The sequence below is a fragment of the Planomonospora algeriensis genome (assembly GCF_977012225.1).
In genome coordinates this window covers 14288-33786 of sequence record NZ_CDRNDK010000007.1, presented here as the reverse complement: position 1 = coordinate 33786, position 19499 = coordinate 14288, and the positions used below count along the sequence as shown (strand labels likewise).

Below are 19499 nucleotides of genomic sequence, written 5' to 3'. Positions count from 1 at the left end.
GCCTGCAAGGCTGCACCGACCATGGAAAACGTGAGACAACCGGGAGTCCGGATGGGGAAGCAGGTCAAGGACCTGGCCGAGCGATCACCGAACTTCGGCTACCTCATCGTTCATGAACCGCTCCTCGTCCTCTACGGCGCGGGTGCCGAGGCCGCTGTCTTCACCGATCCGAACGTCGCCCTGTTCAAAGCCCGCCAGTTCGGCGAAGTCCTCGCCACGGATCTGGTACGGCGGGGCCAGGTGCGCGTCGAGGGCGAGCGCCAGGTCGACCGGCTACACGCCCTGGAGCGTGAGGGCTTCCTTCATGGACAGGTTGGTCAGGCGTTCGACCACATCCGCAGTATCGGCAACAAGGCCGTCCATGATGGGCTGGCGGCTGAGAACACCCCGGCGGCGCAGCGCACCGCCTTCGAAGCGGTCCGGACATGTTTCCGGCTGGGTGTCTGGTTTCACCGGCTGCTGACCGGTAATCGCGATCAGCTCCCCTTCGTGCCTCCCCGGCCACCGGAGCAACAGGCGACCACGGAAGCGGACAGCACCGAGATCGCAGCTCTGCGTAGAGATTTCAGAGAGGCGCAGAAGGCTCTCGAAGAGGCCCGGCTCACTTACGCGAACAAGACCTCACGCGAGCAGGCGGCCGAGGACGCCCGGAAGGCTGCCGAAGTCGAACTGGCTCGCGCTCACGCCGCCCAGGCCCAACTGGCGGAACTGGTCTCCGCGATGCGCGGTGAGCTGGAGAACCTTCGGCAGGAGTTCAAAGCTTCCACCCGCAGCACGACGGTGGAAGAGCGCGAGAAGCTACTCGTCAACGCCGAGGCCGCGGCTCGTGAACCCCTCAACGAGGCGCAGGTCCGGGTACAGCTGGACAAGATGCTCACCTGGGCTGGCTGGTCAGTGCAGGATGCCGGAACGGGTCTGGACCTGTGGGCTGGGAAAGGTGTCGCCGTCCGCGAGGTCACCACGAAGGCCGGCAGGGCGGACTACCTGCTGTACGTGGACCGCAAGCTCGTCGGCGTCATCGAGGCCAAGCGTGAGGGCGCGGACTTGGCCGCCGCCGAGCAGCAGGCCGATCGGTACGCCGAGAACCTCACCGCCGGACAGCGCCGGAACGCCTGGCGCGACAGCCTGCCCTTCCGGTATGCCAGCGATGGCGGGTTGACTCGGTTCCGTAACATCCTGGACCCCGACTCGCGGTCCCGGAGCGTCTTCTTCTTCCATCGGCCCGACACCCTGGCCCGGTGGATGCACGACGCCCAGACCGATCCTCAGGCCCCGACCTACCGGGCCAAGCTGCGTCGGCGCCTGCCCGAGTTAATCAGCGAGGGACTGCGCCCGGCGCAGATCCAGGCGGTCAACGGAGTGGAGGCCTCGCTCGCGGCCGGACGGGAACGCGCACTGATCCAGATGGCCACCGGTGCAGGAAAGACCTACACCGCAGCCACCTTTTCCTACCGGCTGCTAAGGTATGCGAAAGCCGGGCGGATCCTGTTTCTGGTCGACCGGAACAACCTCGGCACCCAGGCGCGCACCGAGTTCGAGAACTACACCCTCCCCGAAGACGGCCGGAAGTTCACCGATCTCTACAACGTGCAGCAGCTGACCGGGAGCGACATGCTGGCCTCCTCCAGCGTCGTCGTCTCCACCATCCAGCGCCTCTACCTCGGTCTGTCCGGCAGACCGATCCCTCAGGAAGACGACGCGGGGCTGGACGACTATGACACCGATGAAGACGTTACCGTGGGCTACAACCCCGACTTCCCGCCTGAATCGTTCGACCTGGTCATCGTGGACGAGTGCCACCGCTCGATCTACGGGAAGTGGCGTTCGGTCCTGGAGTATTTCGACGCACCCCTGATCGGGCTGACCGCTACCCCGGTCGCTCAGACCTACGGGTTCTTCCGCGGGAATCTGGTCAGCGAGTACACCTACGAGCAGGCCGTCGCCGACAACGTCAACGTCGACTTCGACGTGTTCCGGATCAAGACTGAGATATCCGAGTCCGGTGCGCTGATCGAGGCCGGGACTCGGGTGCCGGTCAAAGACCGCCGCACGCGCAGACAGCGATACCGGGACCTGGACGACGACTTCGAGTACGGCTCACGCGACGTCGGTGTGCGGGTCATGAGCAAGGGCCAGTTGAAGACCGTCATCGAGACCTTCCGCGACAAGCTCTACACCGAGATCTTCCCTGAGCGCTCCCGGATCGCGACCGGCAAGCGCATGGTCCCCAAGACGCTCATCTTCGCCAAGAACGACGAGCATGCCGACCAGATCGTCGAGGCCGTCCGGGACGCCTTCGGCAAGGGCAACGACTTCTGCGTGAAGATCACCCACAAGGCGAAGAAACCCGGTGAGCTTCTGTCGCAGTTCCGGAACTCCGCCCAGCTCCGTATCGCCGTGACCGTGGACATGATCGCCACTGGGACCGACGTGAAGGCCCTGGAGTGCTTGATCTTCCTTCGGGATGTGAAGAGCTGGGCCTACTTCGAGCAGATGAAGGGGCGTGGAGCTCGCACCATCGCCAAAGCCGAGTTCGAGTCGGTCACCCCGCATGCCGGAGAGAAGACGCGGTTCGTGATCGTGGACGCCATCGGTGTCACCGAGAACCCCAAGGTCGACGCGGCACCGCTCGACCGTGATCCTGACTCGGCCAAGCGGGACAGTCTTGAGAAGCTGCTGCGCAAGGCCGCCACCGGTGAGTGCACCGGCGACGAGATCTCCACTCTGGCCTCCCGCCTCGCCCGCCTGGACAAGGACCTCAACGAACGTCCCCAGGAGAAGGTGGAGATCGAGCACATTGCCGGGCAGCCCCTGCGGCAGATCGTCCGCGCTATGACGGATGCCGTCTCCGTCGACGCGCAGGAGGAGGCCAAGGCCCACGGCGGCGAGAAGGCCGTTCAGGAACTGCTCCGTGCGTCACTCGAACCACTGGAGCGCAATCCCGAACTCCGTAAGCGACTGCTGGAGATCCGGCGTGCCATGGACATCCTCTTCGACGAGGTCAACTCCGACCGGGTGATCTCCGCCGAGGCCGTCGTCACCCCCGAGACGGCCAAGTCCATGGTGACCAGTTGGCGGGAGTACTTGGAGGAGAACCGCGACGAGATCACCGCCTGGCATCTGGCCTATGCCCAGCGGAGCAGGCCCCCGGCCGAGGTGTTCGCCGAGCTGAAGGAGATCGCCGCCCGGCTGGCCCGCCCGCCCCGCCGGTGGACCCACGACGTGCTGTGGAAGGCCTACGAGCAGGCCGGGATCGCCGTCAGCCACGACGGCGCCCGGAGCGGCGTCGCCGACCTGGTCTCCATCGTCCGCTTCGAGCTCGGCCTCGACGAGCGGCCCCGACCGTATGCCTCGGTCATCGAAGAGCGCTTCCGCGACTGGCTCGCCCGCCAGGAGCAGGCCGGCGCCCGGTTCACCGGCGACCAGATGTGGTGGCTGGAGAACATCACCCGCACCACCGCCGAAACGGTACGCTTCGACGCGTCTGACCTGGACAACGTGCCGTTCAGCCGCCGTAACGGCGTCGACGGCTTCCTCAAGGCTTTCGGCGACGACAGAGCCGAGGCCATCCTCGATGAACTGGATCAGGATCTCACCGCATGACCCTAGAAGATCTACCGCCTAACTGGGTTCGAGCAAAGCTTGAAGACGTGGCGATCTGGGGCAGTGGCGGCACGCCCAAAGCTGGCGATAAACGCTATTACGGCGGTGATATCCCATGGGCCGTGATCGGCGACCTAACCGATGGCGTTGTGACGTCCACAGCAAATTCAATAACGAGCATCGGCCTCGAGAACAGCTCCGCCAAGCTAGTCCCAGAGGGCACCGTGTTGATCGCCATGTACGGCTCGATCGGAAAGCTTGGAATCGCCTCCCGCAAACTCGCTACAAATCAGGCAATCGCATTCGCTATCCCCAACCAAAAAATCCTCTCCAGCAAATACCTATTCTGGTACTTGCGGTCTCAGCGAGATGCCTTGACACAGCAAGGGAAGGGAGCAACTCAACAGAACATCAGTCAAACAATTTTGCGTTCATGGCCCATCCTGCTACCACCACCGGCAGAACAGCAACGAATTACCGCCTCGATTGAATACCATCTCTCTCGCATGGAGGCTTCAGTATCGAGACTCGACATCGCCCTACAGCGCCTCGATGACCTGACCAAGAAGATCATCATATCCGCAGTTCCAATTCCCGGCCCTCGACATTGGGAAGTCATAACCACTGGAGAGGCAGGAAAAATTGAGCTGGGTCGCCAGCGCCATCCCGCCTGGCATAAAGGCAAAAACATGAGGCCATACCTCCGCGTAGCGAATGTCTTCGAAGACTACATCGATACCACCAGCCTAATGGAGATGGATTTTTCTCCGGACGCGTTCGAGAAATTCCAGCTCCATCCAGGTGATATCCTCCTCAACGAAGGCCAGAGCCCTGAGTATCTCGGACGACCTGCGATGTATCGAGGTGACCCACCAAACGTCGCCTTTACGAACAGCCTCTTGAGGTTCCAGGCAAAGGATGGAATCGACCCGGAGTGGGCACTCCTGGTCTTCCGCCGTCATATGCACGCAGGCCGCTTCATCCGCGAAGTCAGGATCACCACCAACATCGCCCATCTTTCGGCAGGTCGGCTCAAGTCAGTTGAGTTTCCGATACCCCCAATCGGCGAACAGAAGAGAATAGTTGCCGATATATCGGCAAGACTCTTCGAGGTTGAACTAATGCGTTCAACCATCAAAAGCACCCTCAAACACGCAGATAAATTACGGCAGTCCATCCTCAAATCAGCATTTACAGGGAGATTGACACCTCAGTATCCAGATGACGAGCCAGCCGCAGTAATGCTGGAGCGAGTCCGGGCGGAACAGGCGGCAGCGTCGAAGACCAAGCGCGCACGCCGTGTGAGGAAGAGCACCACATCTAAGGGTGCCGGAGTCGAGGGGAACCTGCTGTCGTGAGCACCGCCGCTGAAAGTCTCGATCCGCGTGGCCTAGTCAACCGGCTGTGGAGCTACTGTGAGCTACTGCGGCACAGCGGTGTCTCCACCCTCGACTACGTCGAGCAACTCACCTATCTGCTCTTCCTGAAGATGGCGCACGAACGGGCGAACCGACGGATCCGGCCAGAGCGGATCGTGCCCGAAGGGCTGGACTGGGCCAGCATCCTCTACGAGGACGCCGACGATCTACTTGAACAGTACGAGCACGTCCTCGCGGAGCTGGCGAAGAAGAAGGGCATGCTCGGCGCGATCTTCAAAGGTGCCAAGAATAAAATCCAGGAGCCGGCGATCCTTAAGCGGCTGGTCAAGGATCTGATCGACCCCTACCACTGGTCGAGCGAGGACACCGACGTCAAGGGAGACGCCTACGAAGGGCTGCTCCAGCGAGGTGCTGAGGACCGCAAGACCGGTGCCGGGCAGTACTTCACACCACGCCCGATCATCGACGCGATGGTCCGCTGCGTCCAGCCCGGCCCGAAGGACACCGTATTCGACCCGGCCTGCGGCACCGGTGGCTTTCTGATCGCCGCCTACGACTACATCGTCCGCACTCATGAGAGCGACCTGGACGCCGACAGCCGGCGCAAGCTCAGCAATGGGGCGATCTGGGGCGTCGAACTCGTCCGGGAGACGGCACGGCTGGCGTCGATGAACATGCTGCTGCATGGAATCGGCCACCCCAACGGGGAAGAGCTGATCGAGATCCGTGACGCGCTCGCCAAGCCTCCGACCAGGTTCGCTGACATCGTGCTCGCCAATCCTCCCTTCGGAACAGGAACGATCACCGGCGAGAATTACGCCAAATCGCGACAGGAGCTTTGGGTCGAGACGACCAACAAACAGCTCAACTTCCTCCAGCACATCTACACCTGTCTGAAGACAGGTGGTAAGGCCGCGGTGGTCCTGCCCGACAACGTGCTCTTCGACGGGCAGGGCACGACGATCCGACGCGAACTACTTCAGCGCTGTGACGTACACACGCTGCTCCGTCTGCCGGATAAGGGCCTCTTCTACGCCAACGGTGTCAAGGCCAACGTGCTCTTCTTCGACAAGAAGCCACCCCGCGCCGACGGTGCACCCCACACCAAGGAACTCTGGGTCTACGACCTGCGGACGGGTCAGAATTTCACCCCAAAGAAGAATCCGCTGGCCAGCAAGCATCTCGACGACTTCATCAAGTGCTATCGGCCCGGGGAGCGGCATAGTACCCGGATCGAGACGGAGCAGTTCAAGAAGTACGGCTACACCGATCTGATCACCCGTGACAAGGTCGACCTGAACCTCACCTTCATGCGGGACGACTCAGCCGACACCTTCGATGACCCCGATGTGATCGCCCAGGAGATCGTGAACGAGCTGGAGGCCGCCCTCGCCGAGTTCACCGCGATCACCGAGTCGCTGAAGGCGCTGAAGTCCTCGGGACAGGACCACGACCTTCCCGACCAGGCTGCCGGGATGTAGGACTGATTGGGAACCATGAGCCCCCACAATCCTTCCGTGTCGGCACACGTGATACAAACACATGTTCAAGTCCGGCCCGGCTCGCCTAGCATCGGAGGCATGGGAGAGAAGCTGCGAGAACGGGCTGCGCTGGTCGCGCTCCTGCGGCTGCCCGGCATCAGGTGGTCCGAGATCACGTTCGAGGTTCTTGAGGCCGATAGCGCGCTGACCGTGCTCGACCGGCATCTCAGCGGGCGCGACACGTTGTTCCCGGACACGGGACGGTTCGAGTCCGTCCTCGCCGAGGCCTTGAAGCAACTCGCCGCATGGGAGGCCGAAGGCATCACGGTGTGTGCCTTCTTCGATGATCGCTATCCCGTACGGCTCCGGGGCATCCATCAGATGCCTCCGCTGCTCTTCAGCAAGGGATCCCTTGTCCGGGACCAGCGGGCCATCGCCGTAGTGGGCACCCGGCAAGCCAGCGAGCGCGGCCTGCAGGTGGCGGCGTCGATCGCGACCGAGCTCGCCCGGAACGACGTGACGGTGGTCAGCGGGCTCGCGCGCGGCATCGACTCTGCCGCCCATCGTGCGGCGCTAGCGGCTGGCGGCCGTACGGTCGCCGTGGTCGGCACGGGCATCAGTCGGTTCTATCCACCAGAGAACCGCCCGCTCCAGGAGCAGATCACTCGCGAGGGACTGGTCATCAGCCAGTTCTGGCCCGATGCGTCCCCGACGAAGCAGAGCTTCCCGATGCGCAACGCGGTGATGAGCGGTTACGCTGCCGCCACCGTCGTGGTCGAAGCTCCGTGGAAGAGCGGGGCGCGGATCCAGGCCCGGCTTGCCCTGGAGCACGGTCGCCCGGTGGTCATACCAACAGAACTGCTCATGCATGACTGGGCGCGTGAGATGGCACAGAAACCCGGTGTGCATGTCGTCTCGGGCCTTCAGGAGCTACTCTTGATCGTTGAGACGTTGATCCACACACTCGACACCGGTCCCGAAGCCCTTCCGGAGATCCCTCAATTTGCCTGGAGCCGTTGACGACCCGTGGAGCGGCCTTCGCGCCCGGGTCCAGCAGCAAGTCCACTACCTCCGCAATCTTCTCCCTCCCCAGACCGGGGTATGCGGCGTCTGCCGTGGACCCGCCAATGCGGGATACATTCGCTGCATTGCCTGCGAGAGCCACCGTCAGGCCGCCCGGGGCCAGATCTCGGACGTGGTTGCTCCGATCTCATACTCCATCCGCAAGCAGCAGCACAACCACGCCCTGTACGCGTACAAGGGGTCCTTCGACGCGCCTGAGGCGCGTGCCAACCTCCTCGCTCTGCTGCTGGTCTTTCTACGCGACCACCTTCCCTGCCTGCTCGACGCGGCGGGCACCTCGTCCCTGACCCATGCCGCAGTCGTCCCCAGCACCCGGCGACGGCCCGGAGAGCACCCCCTGAAGCGCCTGGCCGGCAGCCACATCACCCTGCCCTGGGTCGACCTCGTGGCCGACCCCAGGCATCCTGCCGAACTACGGGAGTTCCGTACCGACCGGTTCAACGCTCCGCCCGTGGACGCACCCGGCGGATCCCTGCGTGGCGCCGGTGTACTCCTGCTGGACGACACCTGGACCACGGGCTCCCGGGTGCAGTCCGCCGCCTACACGCTCAAGAACGCCGGTGCCGCCAAGGTCGTGACCGTAGTGCTTGGCCGCCATATCAATCCCGACTGGAAGCCTTGGCAACCTCTCCTCCGCTCGATCGACGAACATCCGTTCCACCTCGGCACATGCCCCGTCCACTGACGAGTCCGCATGATCGGTACAGAGCCGAGCCAGTCCGGTCGAATGAGCTTGATCATAAATCCCTTAGAGGGGTTAAAGTCTTCTCCTGGAGAAGGTGACATACCCGATTAGTCGGACGCATTAGACATGAGGGTGGTCACCGAGCGCTACGACTCGGGAGTTAGCGTGACCGATCCCCTGGAACGTGCAACCCCCCATGATCTCTTTCGGGCGAACCTCACGTTCGCACGCGGGATGATCACTGGCGGCGAGGCGATCGAAAAGATCAAACAGGTCGGCCTCATCAGTGAAGGCACCCTCGTGGCAGCCCACCCCGAGGACCTCTACCGGGCTGCCTGGAGCCAGGCAGTCTCGGCCATGGAGCACTGGCTCCATCTGGAGATCCCGAAACGCGCCGCCATCCTCGTCCGGAGCGTCACCACACCGCGTCCCCAACGTCTGCTCAAGTTGAAGCTGCCCTTCGCGGCCGTGGACGGCATGCTCAAGAAAGAAAGAGGCGAAGTCCTCCACGACTACCTCACCGAGGAGCTACGGCGCGACAGCTACCACAGTGTCGAAGGCATCACCCGAGGAGTCCAACTCCTCACCGATGACTCCAAGGACATGATCTGGGGCAAGGTCGCTCAGGCGGCCGGGATGAGCCTGACCGAGGCGAAGGAGTTCCACGACAGCACCATCGCGGCCCGGCGGAACTCCATTGCCCACCAGGCCGATCTCGACAGCCAGGGCCAGCGGCGTCCGATGAGAGCAGACGAGGCGCGAGAAGCTGTCGACTGGATCGATCAGCTCGCCGATGTCCTAACCCATTACGTGTGCCCGCGTTGATGTGCCTGCCTAGGGTTGCCTTAGGTGCCTCTCAGGCCGCATTCACCGCTTGAGATAAGGCATCTGTCCGATGCGGGGCAAGGGGCCTTAGGACGAACCTTGAGTGTGTAAGGAAATCGCACCGCTTCAAGGAGGAGCCCGACATGGGTCCCGAGATTCACTTCCAGGTAATGATCAACCGCAACGCCGAGCTCCGCGAGGAGGCGGCCGCGCACCGCCGGGCGCGCGAGGTCCAGTCCGCCCGCAAGGTCCGTTCCGAGGGCGGTCTCCGCAGGAGCCTGCGCTTCTTCGGCAAGACCAGCGCCGCATGAGGTCCGTACGAGAGCCCGGCCGCACGCCTCTGCCCGGCCGGGCATCTCTGCCTCCGTAGGAGTCCTGCTCCGCAGGGATTCCGCCTTCGCAGAGGTTCTTCCCCCGCAGGGGTTCTGCCTCCGCGGACGTGCCTCCGCCTCCGCAGGCGTCCCCGCCCGCAGGGGCGTCTTCGCCGCCGCGGGCGTCCCGCCGACGGGGCGCGCGGCTTCCCGGCGGGCGGCCCTCCGGTTTAAACGGAGGAATCACGACAGAAGACATGACATGCTGGAAAACATGATGGGTCGGGCGGTGAGCCCCGTCTTCGTGGGGCGGGAGAGGGAGCTCGCGGATCTGGCCGAGGCCTTCGAGCAGGCGCGGAAGAAGAACGCCGCCGCGGTGCTGCTCGGCGGCGAGGCGGGGGTCGGCAAGAGCCGCCTGGTCGCGTGCTTCGCCGAGCGGGCCGCGCTCGACGGCGCCCGGGTGCTGGCCGGCGGCTGCGTGGAGCTGTCCACCGAGGGCCTCGCCTACGCGCCCTTCACCGCCGCGATCCGCCAGCTGGTCCGCGAGCGGGGAGCCGACGAGGTGGCGGCGCTGCTGCCGGACGGCGCGGCCCGCGACCTGGCCCGGCTGCTGCCCGAGTTCGGCGAGCCCAGCGGCGACGTGGAGAGCGAGACCGCGCGGGCCCGGCTCTTCGAGCAGATCCTGACCCTGCTGGAGCGCCTGGCCGAGCAGCGCCCGGTCGTCCTCGTCATCGAGGACATCCACTGGGCCGACCGGTCCAGCCGCGACCTGATCGCCTTCCTCAGCCGCAACCTGAGCGCCGCGCCGGTCCTGATGGTCCTCACCTACCGCTCCGACGACCTGCACCGCCAGCACCCGCTCCGGCCGGTGCTCGCCGAGCTCGGCCGGGTGGACGGGGTCCTGCGGATGGACCTGCCCCGGCTCACCCAGGACGAGGTGGCCGCGCAGATGGCGGGCATCCTGGGCACGCTCCCGGAGTTCGCCCGGGTCGGCGAGGTCTACCGGCGCAGCGAGGGCATCCCGCTGTTCGTCGAGGCGCTGATGGAGTGCGACGACTGCTCCTTCCCCGACTCCCTGCACGACCTGATCATCGGCTCGGTCGAGCGGCTGCCGGACGAGACCCAGCGCGTGCTGCGCGTCGCCGCCGCGGGCGGCATCCGGGTCGGCCACGACCTGCTCGCCGCCGTCAGCGGCCTGTCCGACGTGGAGCTGGAGGACGCGATCCGGCCCGCCGTCGCGGCCAACGTGATCCAGGTCGCCGACGGCCGCGCGTACGCCTTCCGGCACGCGCTGATCCGCGAGGCCGTGCACGACGAGCTGCTGCCCGGCGAGCACGTACGGCTGCACGCCCGCTTCGCCGAGGAGATCGAGCGGGACCGCGCCCTGGTCCCGCCGGGCCGCGCCGCCATCGAGATCGCCCACCACTGGTACTCCGCCCGCGACGACCTGTGGGCCCTCGTCTCGGCCTGGGAGGCCGCGCAGAAGGCCGCGCGGACCTTCGCCTACAACGAGAAGGTGCAGCTGCTGGAGCGGGTGCTCGCGCTGTGGAGCAAGGTCCCCGACGCCTCGGCGCGGATCGGCGCGGACCACACCACGGTGCTGGAGCAGGCCTCGGAGGCCGCCTACGCCTGCGGGGAGCTCGACCGCGGCACGAAGTTCGTCAAGGCCGCCCTCGCCGAGCTGGACGAGGCGGCGGAACCGGAACGGGTGGCCGAGCTGGTCGTACGGCTCTCGCAGCTCAAGCTGGCCAAGCGGAAGCCGGGGGCGCTCGACGACCTCCGCTACGCCGAGCGGCTGGTGCCCGGTCCCGGCCTGGCCCGCGCCCAGGTGCTGGCCAGGCTCGGCTCCTACCTGATGTTCCGCAGCGAGGTGGACGAGGGGACCGCGCTCACCGAGGAGGCGCTGGCCATCGCCCGCGCCCACGGTGACGAGTGCCTGGAAGCCGATCTCCTGCTCAACCTGGGGGTGGGCCACTCGATCGCGGGCCGGCTCCACCTCCTGGTCGAGGCCAACGAGACCGCGATGGAGATCGGCAGGCGCCTGGGCTCCGGCCGGATCGTGCTGCGCGCCCTGGCCAACACCGTGGACGCGCTCGTCAACCTGGGCCGCTCGGCCGAGGCCGTCGAGCTCGCGCTGGAGGGTGAGAGGCTGGCCAGGAAGTACGGCCGCTACCGCGCCCACGGCGCCTTCATCGCCAACAACCGGGCCGAGGCGCTGGTGTCGCTGGGCCGCTTCGACGAGGCGGCCCAGCTGGTCGAGCGGGAGCTCGCCAGGGATCCCGCCACGCGTGACCGGCACCACCTGAACCGGAGCCGGGCGGCGGTGGCCGCCGTCCGCGGCGAGACCGGCGTGCTCAGGGCCGTCCTGGCCGAGCTGGCCTTCTCCCCCGAGCAGGCGGAGTTCACCCAGGAGGCGGTGGTCAACGCCTGCCTGGCGATGCGGCTGCACCTGCTGGAGGGCGAGCCGGCGGCCGCCCTCGACGTGGCAGAGAGGGTCACGCTGGAGGCGCACATCCTGAGCAAGCCCGAGCTGGGCTGGCGGCTGGCCGCCCAGATCGCCGCGGTGTGCGAGGCCGCCGGCCCGATCGCGCCCGAGCGGGCGGCGGCGCTGCGCGGCCGGATCGAGGAGACCACCGCCGCGATGACCGCGGACGGCCCGGTCGCCGAGGCCTACCGGTGCTGCCTCACCGGCGACCACGACGCCGCGGCCTCCGCCTGGGAGCGGCTGGACCGGCCGTTCCTGCGCGCCTCGTCGCTGCTCCAGTCGGCCCGCGCCGCCGCGGCGGCGGGCGACCGCGAGGGCGCCGCCGTACGGCTCCGCACGGCCCATCCGATCGCGGAGGCGCTGTCGGCCCGGCCGCTGATCGCCGAGATCGAGTCCCTGGCCCGCCGGGTCGGCGCCGTGCTCGCACCGGGGCGCGGGAGGCGGCGGAGGGGGTCGCGGACGCCGTCGCGCTCACCCCGCGCGAGCAGGAGGTGCTCCGGCTCGTCGCGCAGGGACGCTCCAACCGGGACATCGCCGCGGAGCTGTTCATCTCGGCCAAGACGGTGAGCGTGCACGTCTCCAACATCCTGGGCAAGCTCGGCGTCTCGACCCGCGGCGAGGCCGCCGCGGCCGCCCACCGCCTGGCCCTGATCGGCTGAGACATCCCCGGAGCCCTCCTCGGGCCCCTTTTCCGGGTCCCTTCTCGGATCTCCTCGGCCCCGTCCCGGATCTCCGTCCAAGGCGCGGCCAGGACCCGGCCAGGACCCGGCCAGGACCCGACCGGAGCAGGTCAGGGCGCGGCCGGGGAGCGTCCTCCGCGGATCTCCTCCAGCGAGACGCGCATCGCGTCCGCGGCACGGGTGAACCACTCGGCCAGCACGGCGATCTCGTCGGGTGAATAGTCGGCGAACACCTCGGAGAGCCGGTCGTAGAAGGGCTGGTAGACCACGGCGACCCGGGCCGCGGCGGAGGCGTCCGCGACGATCCGCACCCGCCTGCGGTCCGCGGGATCGGCCTGGCGGTGGGCGTAACCGGCCTGTTCGAGACGGTTGACGACCCCGGTGATCGCGCCGGTGGTCAGGTTGGCCTTCTCCGCGAGGTCGCCGGCGGTCAGGGGCTCGTCCCCGGCGTCCCAGATGTGGGCCAGGCAGGTCAGATCGGTGACGTTCAGGCCCAGCCGCTGGGCGATGTCGTGCTGCCCGACGATGCTCAGCGCGATGAGCCGATCCATGCCTGCCAGCGCCTCGGCGCTCGACGCCTCAGGACGGGGCTTGCCTTCCACGACCATTCTCCTTAGCATCTAAGATATTTAGTAAGTGAGATAAATCTTCATCCACTCTACGCCGGACATCGTGTCCCATCGAGGAGAGTCATGAGCGGAACGCACGGCGACTACGACCTGGGCCACACGGTCGCGGGCTGGACCGGGTGCGGCGTCGCCCTCACCGGATCCGCGACCGTCGGGGCGTCCATGTGCGCGACGTGGCTCCCCGGTGTCTGGCTGGGAGCGGGGATCATCGCGGCCGCCGGAGCGGTCACGTGGGTGCTGCACCTGATGGGCTGGGGCAAGCCCAGCGGACCCCGGCCCGCGGACCAGTGGGACTGGAGGCTGAGGGACCCGATGACGGCCCACGCCGACTGCCTCGCGTGCCGCCTGGCCGGAGGACCGGTGGGGGCCGCCCGGCGGCACGTCCCCCAGCCGGGGATCATGCCGATCAGGTGAGCACCGGCTCAAGCAGCAGGAGCACGCCGAAGACCGCGAACGCGGCGGCGGCGCCGTACCGGATGACCTTCTCCGGCAGGTTCTTGCCGAGCAGGCGGCCGACCGCGATGGCCAGCGCGTCGGCGGCGACCATGCCGACCGTCGAGCCGATCCAGGTGCCGAACCAGCCGTGCTGGGTGGCCAGGGTGATGGTGGCGAGCATGGTCTTGTCGCCGAGTTCGGCCAGGAAGAACGCCACGGTCACCGCGATGATCGCCGACCGGGTGGTGCGCTTGGCCTTGGCCGCCTCCTCCTCGGTCAACTCGTCGCCGCGAAGCGTCCACAGCGCGAAGCCGAGGAAGGCGATGCCCGCCACGATCGTGATGGCGGTGGTGGGGAGGAAGTCGCCGAGCAGCCCGCCGAGACCGACGCTGACGAGGTGGACCACCGCGGTGGCCAGGGTGATGCCGGCCAGGACCGGCCACGGCTTGAACCGGGTGGCGAAGGTCATCGCCATGAGCTGGCTCTTGTCGCCGAGCTCGGCGACGAAGATCACAGCGAGACTGATCCAGAACGCTTCCAACGGGGTCGCCCTTCACGCGCATGCGACCGAGCCGGAAGGGGCACCCGGGGAGTCTCGGGCACGTCTTCGGCCCGGCGGCATGGATTTCGGTATGCCTGCCAGGCCGAAGGTCTCGTCCGCCTGCGGATGCCAGGCCCGCGTGACCGGGCGCCCTGGGGCGCCAGTATGTCGATCACGCGATTGGGACTACTCCCCTTCGGGTGTTTCCACCCGACCTTAACACCCGGTGCCCGAGGCTCATTCCGCTACAGCCGTGTGCCGGCCATCACAGGCTCGTTGACCAGCGTGACCCCGAACTTCTCCCGCACGCCGTCCCTGACCTCCCTGGCGAGGCCGAGCAGGTCCTCGGTGGTCGCCGCCAGCTCCGGGTTGGTCAGGGCGAGGGTGTGCTTGGTGGAGATCGCGGCCGGGCCGCGCCGGTAGCCCTTGGGGAAGCCCGCGTTCTCGATCAGCCAGGCCGCGGGGACCTTCACCGCGCCGCCGGGCATGTCCCAGCGGGGGAAGCCGGGCGCGCGCAGCTCCAGCTCGGCCGCCTCCCGCGCGGTCAGCACCGGGTTGGTGAAGAACGAGCCCGCGCTCCGGGTGTCCGGGTCGGCGGGGTCGAGGACCATGCCCTTGCCCGCGCGCAGCGCCAGGACCGCCTGCCGTACCTCCGCCAGCGGCGCCCGGTCGCCGAGGCCGACGCCCAGCCGGGCGGCCAGCTCCTTGTAGGCGATCGGCGCGGACAGGCCGCCGTTCCCGGCGTCCCGCGGGAGCGCGTAGGTGACCGCGAGCACGAGGTGCCGCCCGGGCTCCTGCTTGAAGGCGCTGTTCCGGTAGGCGAACCCGCACTCGTCCGCGGTCAGGTCCCGCACCTCGCCCGCCACGCGGTCGTAGACCCGGACCGCGGTTATCGTCTGCGAGACGTCCTGCCCGTAGGCCCCGACGTTCTGGATCGGGGTGGAGCCGACCAGCCCGGGGATGCCGGACAGGCACTCGATCCCCGGCCGCCCCTCCGCCACGGCCCGCTCGACCAGCGCGTCCCAGTCCTCCCCGGCCTGCGCGGTGATCCTGTCCCCGCCGTCCCGGCCGGAGCCGCCGGCGCCGGAGTCCCCACCATCGGCACCGCCGCCGTTCCCTCCACCGGCACCGGCACCGTTCCCGCCGCCGTTCCCTCCACCGGCACCGTTCTCGCCGCCGTCGGTCTCGACGCCCCGCGACGCGACGCGCACGACCAGGCCGTCGAATCCCGCGTCGGCCACGACCAGGTTGCTGCCACCGCCGAGCACGAGCACCGGCTCGCCCGCCCGGTCCGCCTCCGCGACCAGCCCGACGAGCTCCTCCGCCGACCCCGCCTCCACGAACGCCCGCGCCGGTCCGCCCAGCCCCAACGTCGTGTACGGCGCCAGCCGTACCCCTGCGACCCGCTCAGCCATGCCCCATCCCCAGCAGACCCGACAAAATTCGCGACCAGCCTATGTGGCCCCGAACATCCCGGACACGGACAGGCTCGGTCCGGGCGGTCAGGTGGCCGCGCCGTCGCACCGGTCCGGGCGGTCAGGTGGCCGCGTCACGTGGGGACGGTCCCGGGGAGCCCGCGGGATCCTCGTCCTGGCCCTGCGGCATGGCCTCGTCCAGCCGCGACACCGACAGGCTCCCATCCCAGAGACGCTGGGAGGAGACCGCCCGTTCGGGGTTGCCCTCCAGCTCGTTGTCACCCTCCCGGCCGACGAGCTCGGACCCCTCGGGCACCTGCTCCGGTGCCGCCTCCTCGTCGGCGAGCAGCTTGGCGCCGGGCGGGTCCGCCCTCTCGGGGGAACCGCCCCGCCTCGCGGTCTCGGCGGCCTCCTCCACGGGCCGGTCGTGGACCCTCTCACCGGCCCGTTCCTCGGCCCGCTCACTGACGTGACGTGGTGTTTCGCTCATGCCCGGACGCCTACCCACGGACCGGGGGAAGATTCTCGCCCCGATCCGCGGCCGGACCGCTCGATCCGCAGCGGCGTCGAAGGAGCTCCGGCGCCCCCTATGAGAGCTGGACCACCGCGCGAGCCTTGGAGAGCACCCGCGAGCCGTCGCACTTGGCGGTCAGGGCGACCACCACGCGCTTGTCCTCGAGCTTCTCCTCGACCACGCCGCTCACCGTGATGACGGCGCCCTTCTCGTCGTCCGGGACGACCACCATGGAGGAGAAGCGCACACCGTAGTCGACGACCGCGGCGGGGTCCCCTGCCCAGTCGGTGACGAAGCGTCCCCCCTGGGCCATGGTGAACATGCCGTGGGCGATGACGTCGGGCAGCCCCACGGTCTTGGCGAAGCGCTCGTTCCAGTGGATGGGGTTGAAGTCGCCCGAGGCGCCGGCGTACATCACCAGGCTCGCGCGGCGGACCGGGTAGTCCGCGGCCGGGATCTTCTGGCCCACCTCGATGTCGTCGTACTTGACCGTCGCGGCCATCAGCCCGCTCCTCCACGCTCGACGATGGTGTTGTAGGTCGTGCAGACGGGCTCGCCCCCGACGGTCGTCACATCGCTTCGCACGGTGATGAACTCGTTGCGGCCGACGCTGCGGATGTCGGTCACGGTCGAGACGCTGACCAGCTCGTCACCGGCGTAGATGGGCCGCTGGTACTGGAAGCGCTGCTCGCCGTGGACGACCATCGCGAAGTTCAGGCCGAGCTCGGGGTCGGCCAGGATCGCCCCTCCGGCCAGGCTGAACACGATGGGGAAGGTCGGCGGGGCCACGACGTCCGGGTGACCGGCTGCTTGCGCGGCCTCCCTGTCCCGGTAGATGGGGTTGTTGTCCCCGATCGCCGTCGCGAACTCTTTGATCTTCACGCGACTGACCTCGTAGGGCGAGGAGGGCGCGGACGCCCGCCCGACGAAATCACGGTTCAGAGCCATCGTGCTCCTTTGCGGAATCCGAGCTGGTGAGGCCGACATTAACAGAACAACATTCGGGAGAGCAGTCCCCCGACGGCCACCAGGAAACCGTAGCCTGATCAAGGGCTCATCCGGGTGTGGAGCACGGTCAACACCCGCGAGGGAAAGCTGTCCGGAAACAACAAACCGGCGCCCTCGGAGAGGACGCCGGCCGTCGAATGAATATGTGAATGCCGCAGAGCTGTAGAGCTGCAGAAGCGCTCATCCTCCACCGGAGCGGAGGGCCGCGCGGAGACTAGCGGGTCTCGCGGTGCGCCTGGTGCGTCTTGCAGTTGGGGCAGTACTTCTTGAGCTCAAGCCGGTCCGGGTCGTTACGCCGGTTCTTCCGCGTGATGTAGTTGCGGTGCTTGCACTCCTGGCAGGCCAGCGTGATCTTGGGCCTAACGTCGGTGGCAGCCACGTGGGAGTGCCTTTCTACGTTCGGGACTGGGACAACCCACGCCAGGGCTCCTTCTAGGGAAGGGAGCCCGGGAGGGTAGTAGCGGAGGCCGGACTTGAACCGGCGACACAACGATTATGAGCCGTTTGCTCTGCCTGACTGAGCTACTCCGCCTTGAGGCCGACGAAATCGACCGGCCTCCGCAAGGATACCCGACTCGCGGAGCGACCGCGTACCTGTGCAGGTCGGAGCCACTATCAGGGGTTTGCCCCGATGTGCCCGCCCACGCGCCGGGAACCTTGAGCATTTCCAGGTGGCTGCATCGAGTCCACCCAAGCCAAAAGCCCCAACCATAAGGCCAGGGCATTCAGGCTGTGGAGCCCCCAAACGGAATCGAACCGTTGACCTTCTCCTTACCATGGAGACGCTCTGCCGACTGAGCTATAGGGGCCTGTCCGCTGTCGCTCTCGCGCTGCGGACAGGTGTAACCATACACGTCCGGCGCGCGCGATGCGAAATCAGATCGCACACCCCGTTCCGGTACGGTCCCGTCCGGCCCGGGCACCGCCCGCCCGGGCGCGCACGAAGGAGAACGCATGACGCACATCGAGTTCGGCACCCCGCCGACGCTGCCCGCGACCAACGGCTACAGCCACGTCGCGAGCGTTCCACCGGGCAGCCGGCTCGTCTGGACCTCGGGCCAGGTCCCGATCGCCGCGGACGGCACGCCCGCCGCCGCCGGCGACTGGGAGGCCCAGACCCGCCTGGTCATGCGGAACGTCGGTGCCGCCCTCGAGGCGGCCGGAGCGGCCTGGGAGCACGTGTTCAAGTTGACGATCTTCGTTGTCGACACCTCGGCGCTGCCCGTCGTGCGGGCCGTACGCGACGAGTTCATCGATCCGGAGCGGCCGCCCACGAGCTCGCTCGTCCAGGTCGCTGGCCTGTTCCGGCCTGACATCCTGATCGAGATCGAGGCGGTCGCCGCGGTTCCGGCCGACCCCCCGTCTCCCCGATGATGAGGAGAGGAAGCACGGCCGGGTCCGCCTGCCGACTTTCCTACCGATTTCCCACCGATGGGGAGGACCAGTGCAGGATCAGCGCAGGCAGGCGATCCGGGCCCTCGACGAGAGCGACCGCCCCCACCTGTACTGGCACGGGGTCGACGCCGCCGGCCATGTGTGGCTGTTCGAGACGGTCCTCGACGACGGAGGCGAGTACTGGCCGGTCAGGCACGCCGAACTCGGCGCCGACGGTCTCGCCCGCCAGTACTCGTGGCACCGCATGGAGGATGAGCACGGCTTCCTGGCCGAAGGCCCGCTCTATCCTGACGACTTCGGCCTGAGCCCACTGACCGCCGAGGAGTTCGCCACCCTGTGGGCCGCGCTCAGCGGGTGACGGGCGCCACGCGCGCTGTTCACCCGCCGGGTGCTCCCTGGCGCGATGAACGACATGACACCCGTCTACGAGGTGGTGCACGTACTGTTCATCCGTTCCGACGTCGCCGCCGTCAAGGTGCGCCAGCGGTATCTGACCCTCGACGGCCGACCGGTCGGGGACGAGGGGAGCCCGCTGTACGTCATGTCCAAGGAGGACGGCCACTGGCGCCTGGCCGCCTGCCAGAACACCCAGGTGCTCGACTCCTGACCGACGACTACGAGGATCACCCCCGAACGGGGCCGTGGCGTCGGCCGGTCGCCCGGGGACGCATGTCCCGGGAAAGCAAAAGAGGCCCCGGAGGGCCTCTAAGCTGCCAGTTTTGCTGGTGGCAGGTGCAGGACTTGAACCTGCGTAGGCTGAGCCGACGGTTTTACAGACCGCTCCCTTTGACCACTCGGGCAACCTGCCGCATCATCCGCTCGAGGCGGCGACATGAAGAAGAATAGCGGACTTCCGGACGTGACGTGACATCGGCGGCGGCTCCCAGCACCGGCCTGTCGCGCCGGAGTCCACGGACCCGCGCCCACGGTCCGGCTACGGCATCCGAGGCCGTGAACACGGCCGATGGGTCCGTGCCGAGCGGTCTTCTCGGCCTCCGGCTCCCGCCACCTTCCGTCCCGCCATCCGAAC

At 67.5% G+C, this 19499-nt stretch carries 20 protein-coding genes and 3 tRNA genes; 13 read left to right on the top strand and 10 right to left on the bottom strand.

What is annotated here, in order from left to right; all coding sequences use genetic code 11:
- The first annotated feature begins 51 nt into the window (after positions 1-51).
- The 9 genes from ACWJ6R_RS01680 to ACWJ6R_RS01640 all read left to right on the top strand — a co-directional run bounded on the left by ACWJ6R_RS01680 (position 52) and on the right by ACWJ6R_RS01640 (position 12511).
- Positions 52-3603, top strand: coding sequence for a DEAD/DEAH box helicase family protein (locus ACWJ6R_RS01680; RefSeq protein WP_449060492.1), 3552 nt, complete (start codon positions 52-54; stop codon positions 3601-3603).
- Positions 3600-4961: a restriction endonuclease subunit S gene (locus ACWJ6R_RS01675; RefSeq protein WP_449060491.1), complete on the top strand. Its 1362-nt coding sequence runs from the start codon at positions 3600-3602 to the stop codon at positions 4959-4961. The genes ACWJ6R_RS01680 and ACWJ6R_RS01675 overlap by 4 nt, the downstream gene beginning before the upstream one ends.
- Positions 4958-6463, top strand: coding sequence for an N-6 DNA methylase (locus ACWJ6R_RS01670; protein WP_449060490.1), 1506 nt, complete (start codon positions 4958-4960; stop codon positions 6461-6463). The genes ACWJ6R_RS01675 and ACWJ6R_RS01670 overlap by 4 nt, the downstream gene beginning before the upstream one ends.
- A 99-nt stretch (positions 6464-6562) precedes the next feature.
- The gene (locus ACWJ6R_RS01665; RefSeq protein ID WP_449060489.1) at positions 6563-7483 is read left to right on the top strand and encodes a DNA-processing protein DprA; all 921 of its coding nucleotides are present in this window, start codon (positions 6563-6565) and stop codon (positions 7481-7483) included.
- A gap of 175 nt (positions 7484-7658) precedes the next feature.
- Positions 7659-8231 (top strand): hypothetical protein, encoded by a 573-nt coding sequence (locus ACWJ6R_RS01660; RefSeq protein ID WP_449060488.1) that lies wholly within the window; start codon positions 7659-7661, stop codon positions 8229-8231.
- 165 nt (positions 8232-8396) lie between these two features.
- A complete protein-coding gene (locus tag ACWJ6R_RS01655; RefSeq protein WP_449060487.1) occupies positions 8397-9056 on the top strand; it encodes a hypothetical protein in 660 nt (219 codons plus the stop codon).
- Between the two features lie 143 nt (positions 9057-9199).
- The gene (locus ACWJ6R_RS01650; RefSeq protein ID WP_449060486.1) at positions 9200-9367 is read left to right on the top strand and encodes a hypothetical protein; all 168 of its coding nucleotides are present in this window, start codon (positions 9200-9202) and stop codon (positions 9365-9367) included.
- A 262-nt stretch (positions 9368-9629) separates the two neighbouring features.
- The gene (locus ACWJ6R_RS01645; protein ID WP_449060485.1) at positions 9630-12419 is read left to right on the top strand and encodes an ATP-binding protein; all 2790 of its coding nucleotides are present in this window, start codon (positions 9630-9632) and stop codon (positions 12417-12419) included.
- Positions 12344-12511 (top strand): LuxR C-terminal-related transcriptional regulator, encoded by a 168-nt coding sequence (locus tag ACWJ6R_RS01640; RefSeq protein ID WP_449060484.1) that lies wholly within the window; start codon positions 12344-12346, stop codon positions 12509-12511. Before ACWJ6R_RS01645 ends, ACWJ6R_RS01640 begins: the two co-directional genes overlap by 76 nt.
- 131 nt (positions 12512-12642) lie before the next feature.
- On the opposite strand, the gene ACWJ6R_RS01635 is transcribed toward ACWJ6R_RS01640, so the two are convergent.
- Positions 12643-13134, bottom strand: a complete 492-nt coding sequence (locus ACWJ6R_RS01635) for a MarR family winged helix-turn-helix transcriptional regulator (protein WP_449060483.1) — start codon at positions 13132-13134, stop codon at positions 12643-12645.
- A 90-nt stretch (positions 13135-13224) separates the two neighbouring features.
- Between ACWJ6R_RS01635 and ACWJ6R_RS01630 the strand changes: the two genes are divergently transcribed.
- Positions 13225-13575, top strand: coding sequence for an HGxxPAAW family protein (locus ACWJ6R_RS01630; protein ID WP_449060482.1), 351 nt, complete (start codon positions 13225-13227; stop codon positions 13573-13575).
- Here ACWJ6R_RS01630 and ACWJ6R_RS01625 read toward each other — a convergent pair.
- From ACWJ6R_RS01625 to ACWJ6R_RS01590, 8 genes are all read right to left on the bottom strand, one after another.
- On the bottom strand, positions 13568-14137 hold the full coding sequence (locus ACWJ6R_RS01625; protein WP_449060481.1) for a TMEM165/GDT1 family protein: 570 nt from the start codon (positions 14135-14137) through the stop codon (positions 13568-13570). The genes ACWJ6R_RS01630 and ACWJ6R_RS01625 overlap by 8 nt on opposite strands.
- Before the next feature lie 245 nt (positions 14138-14382).
- Entirely contained in the window at positions 14383-15552 is a 1170-nt protein-coding gene (locus ACWJ6R_RS01620) for a UDP-N-acetylmuramate dehydrogenase (protein ID WP_449060480.1), read from the bottom strand.
- Positions 15553-15673: 121 nt separating this feature from the next.
- A complete protein-coding gene (locus ACWJ6R_RS01615; protein WP_449060479.1) occupies positions 15674-16042 on the bottom strand; it encodes a hypothetical protein in 369 nt (122 codons plus the stop codon).
- Positions 16043-16139: 97 nt separating this feature from the next.
- Positions 16140-16568, bottom strand: coding sequence for a MaoC family dehydratase (locus ACWJ6R_RS01610; protein ID WP_449060478.1), 429 nt, complete (start codon positions 16566-16568; stop codon positions 16140-16142).
- A complete protein-coding gene (locus tag ACWJ6R_RS01605; protein WP_449060477.1) occupies positions 16568-17014 on the bottom strand; it encodes a MaoC family dehydratase N-terminal domain-containing protein in 447 nt (148 codons plus the stop codon). The genes ACWJ6R_RS01610 and ACWJ6R_RS01605 overlap by 1 nt, the downstream gene beginning before the upstream one ends.
- A gap of 274 nt (positions 17015-17288) precedes the next feature.
- Complete coding sequence (rpmG, locus tag ACWJ6R_RS01600) at positions 17289-17453, bottom strand: 50S ribosomal protein L33 (RefSeq protein WP_030921771.1); 165 nt, start codon at positions 17451-17453, stop codon at positions 17289-17291.
- A 79-nt stretch (positions 17454-17532) separates the two neighbouring features.
- A tRNA-Met gene (locus ACWJ6R_RS01595) sits at positions 17533-17606 on the bottom strand.
- A gap of 201 nt (positions 17607-17807) precedes the next feature.
- A tRNA-Thr gene (locus tag ACWJ6R_RS01590) sits at positions 17808-17883 on the bottom strand.
- A gap of 145 nt (positions 17884-18028) precedes the next feature.
- On the opposite strand from ACWJ6R_RS01590, the gene ACWJ6R_RS01585 reads away from it, so the two are divergent.
- The 3 genes from ACWJ6R_RS01585 (at position 18029) to ACWJ6R_RS01575 (ending at position 19076) form a co-directional block, all read left to right on the top strand.
- Positions 18029-18448 carry a RidA family protein gene (locus ACWJ6R_RS01585; protein ID WP_449060476.1) on the top strand — a complete coding sequence of 140 codons (420 nt, stop codon included), beginning with the start codon at positions 18029-18031 and terminating at the stop codon, positions 18446-18448.
- Between the two features lie 70 nt (positions 18449-18518).
- A complete protein-coding gene (locus ACWJ6R_RS01580; protein ID WP_449060475.1) occupies positions 18519-18827 on the top strand; it encodes a hypothetical protein in 309 nt (102 codons plus the stop codon).
- Positions 18828-18857: 30 nt separating this feature from the next.
- The gene (locus ACWJ6R_RS01575; RefSeq protein WP_449060474.1) at positions 18858-19076 is read left to right on the top strand and encodes an SgcJ/EcaC family oxidoreductase; all 219 of its coding nucleotides are present in this window, start codon (positions 18858-18860) and stop codon (positions 19074-19076) included.
- Positions 19077-19192: 116 nt separating this feature from the next.
- Here the strand turns inward: ACWJ6R_RS01575 and ACWJ6R_RS01570 are convergent.
- Positions 19193-19277: transfer RNA gene (locus ACWJ6R_RS01570), tRNA-Tyr, on the bottom strand.
- Positions 19278-19499: the final 222 nt, after the last annotated feature.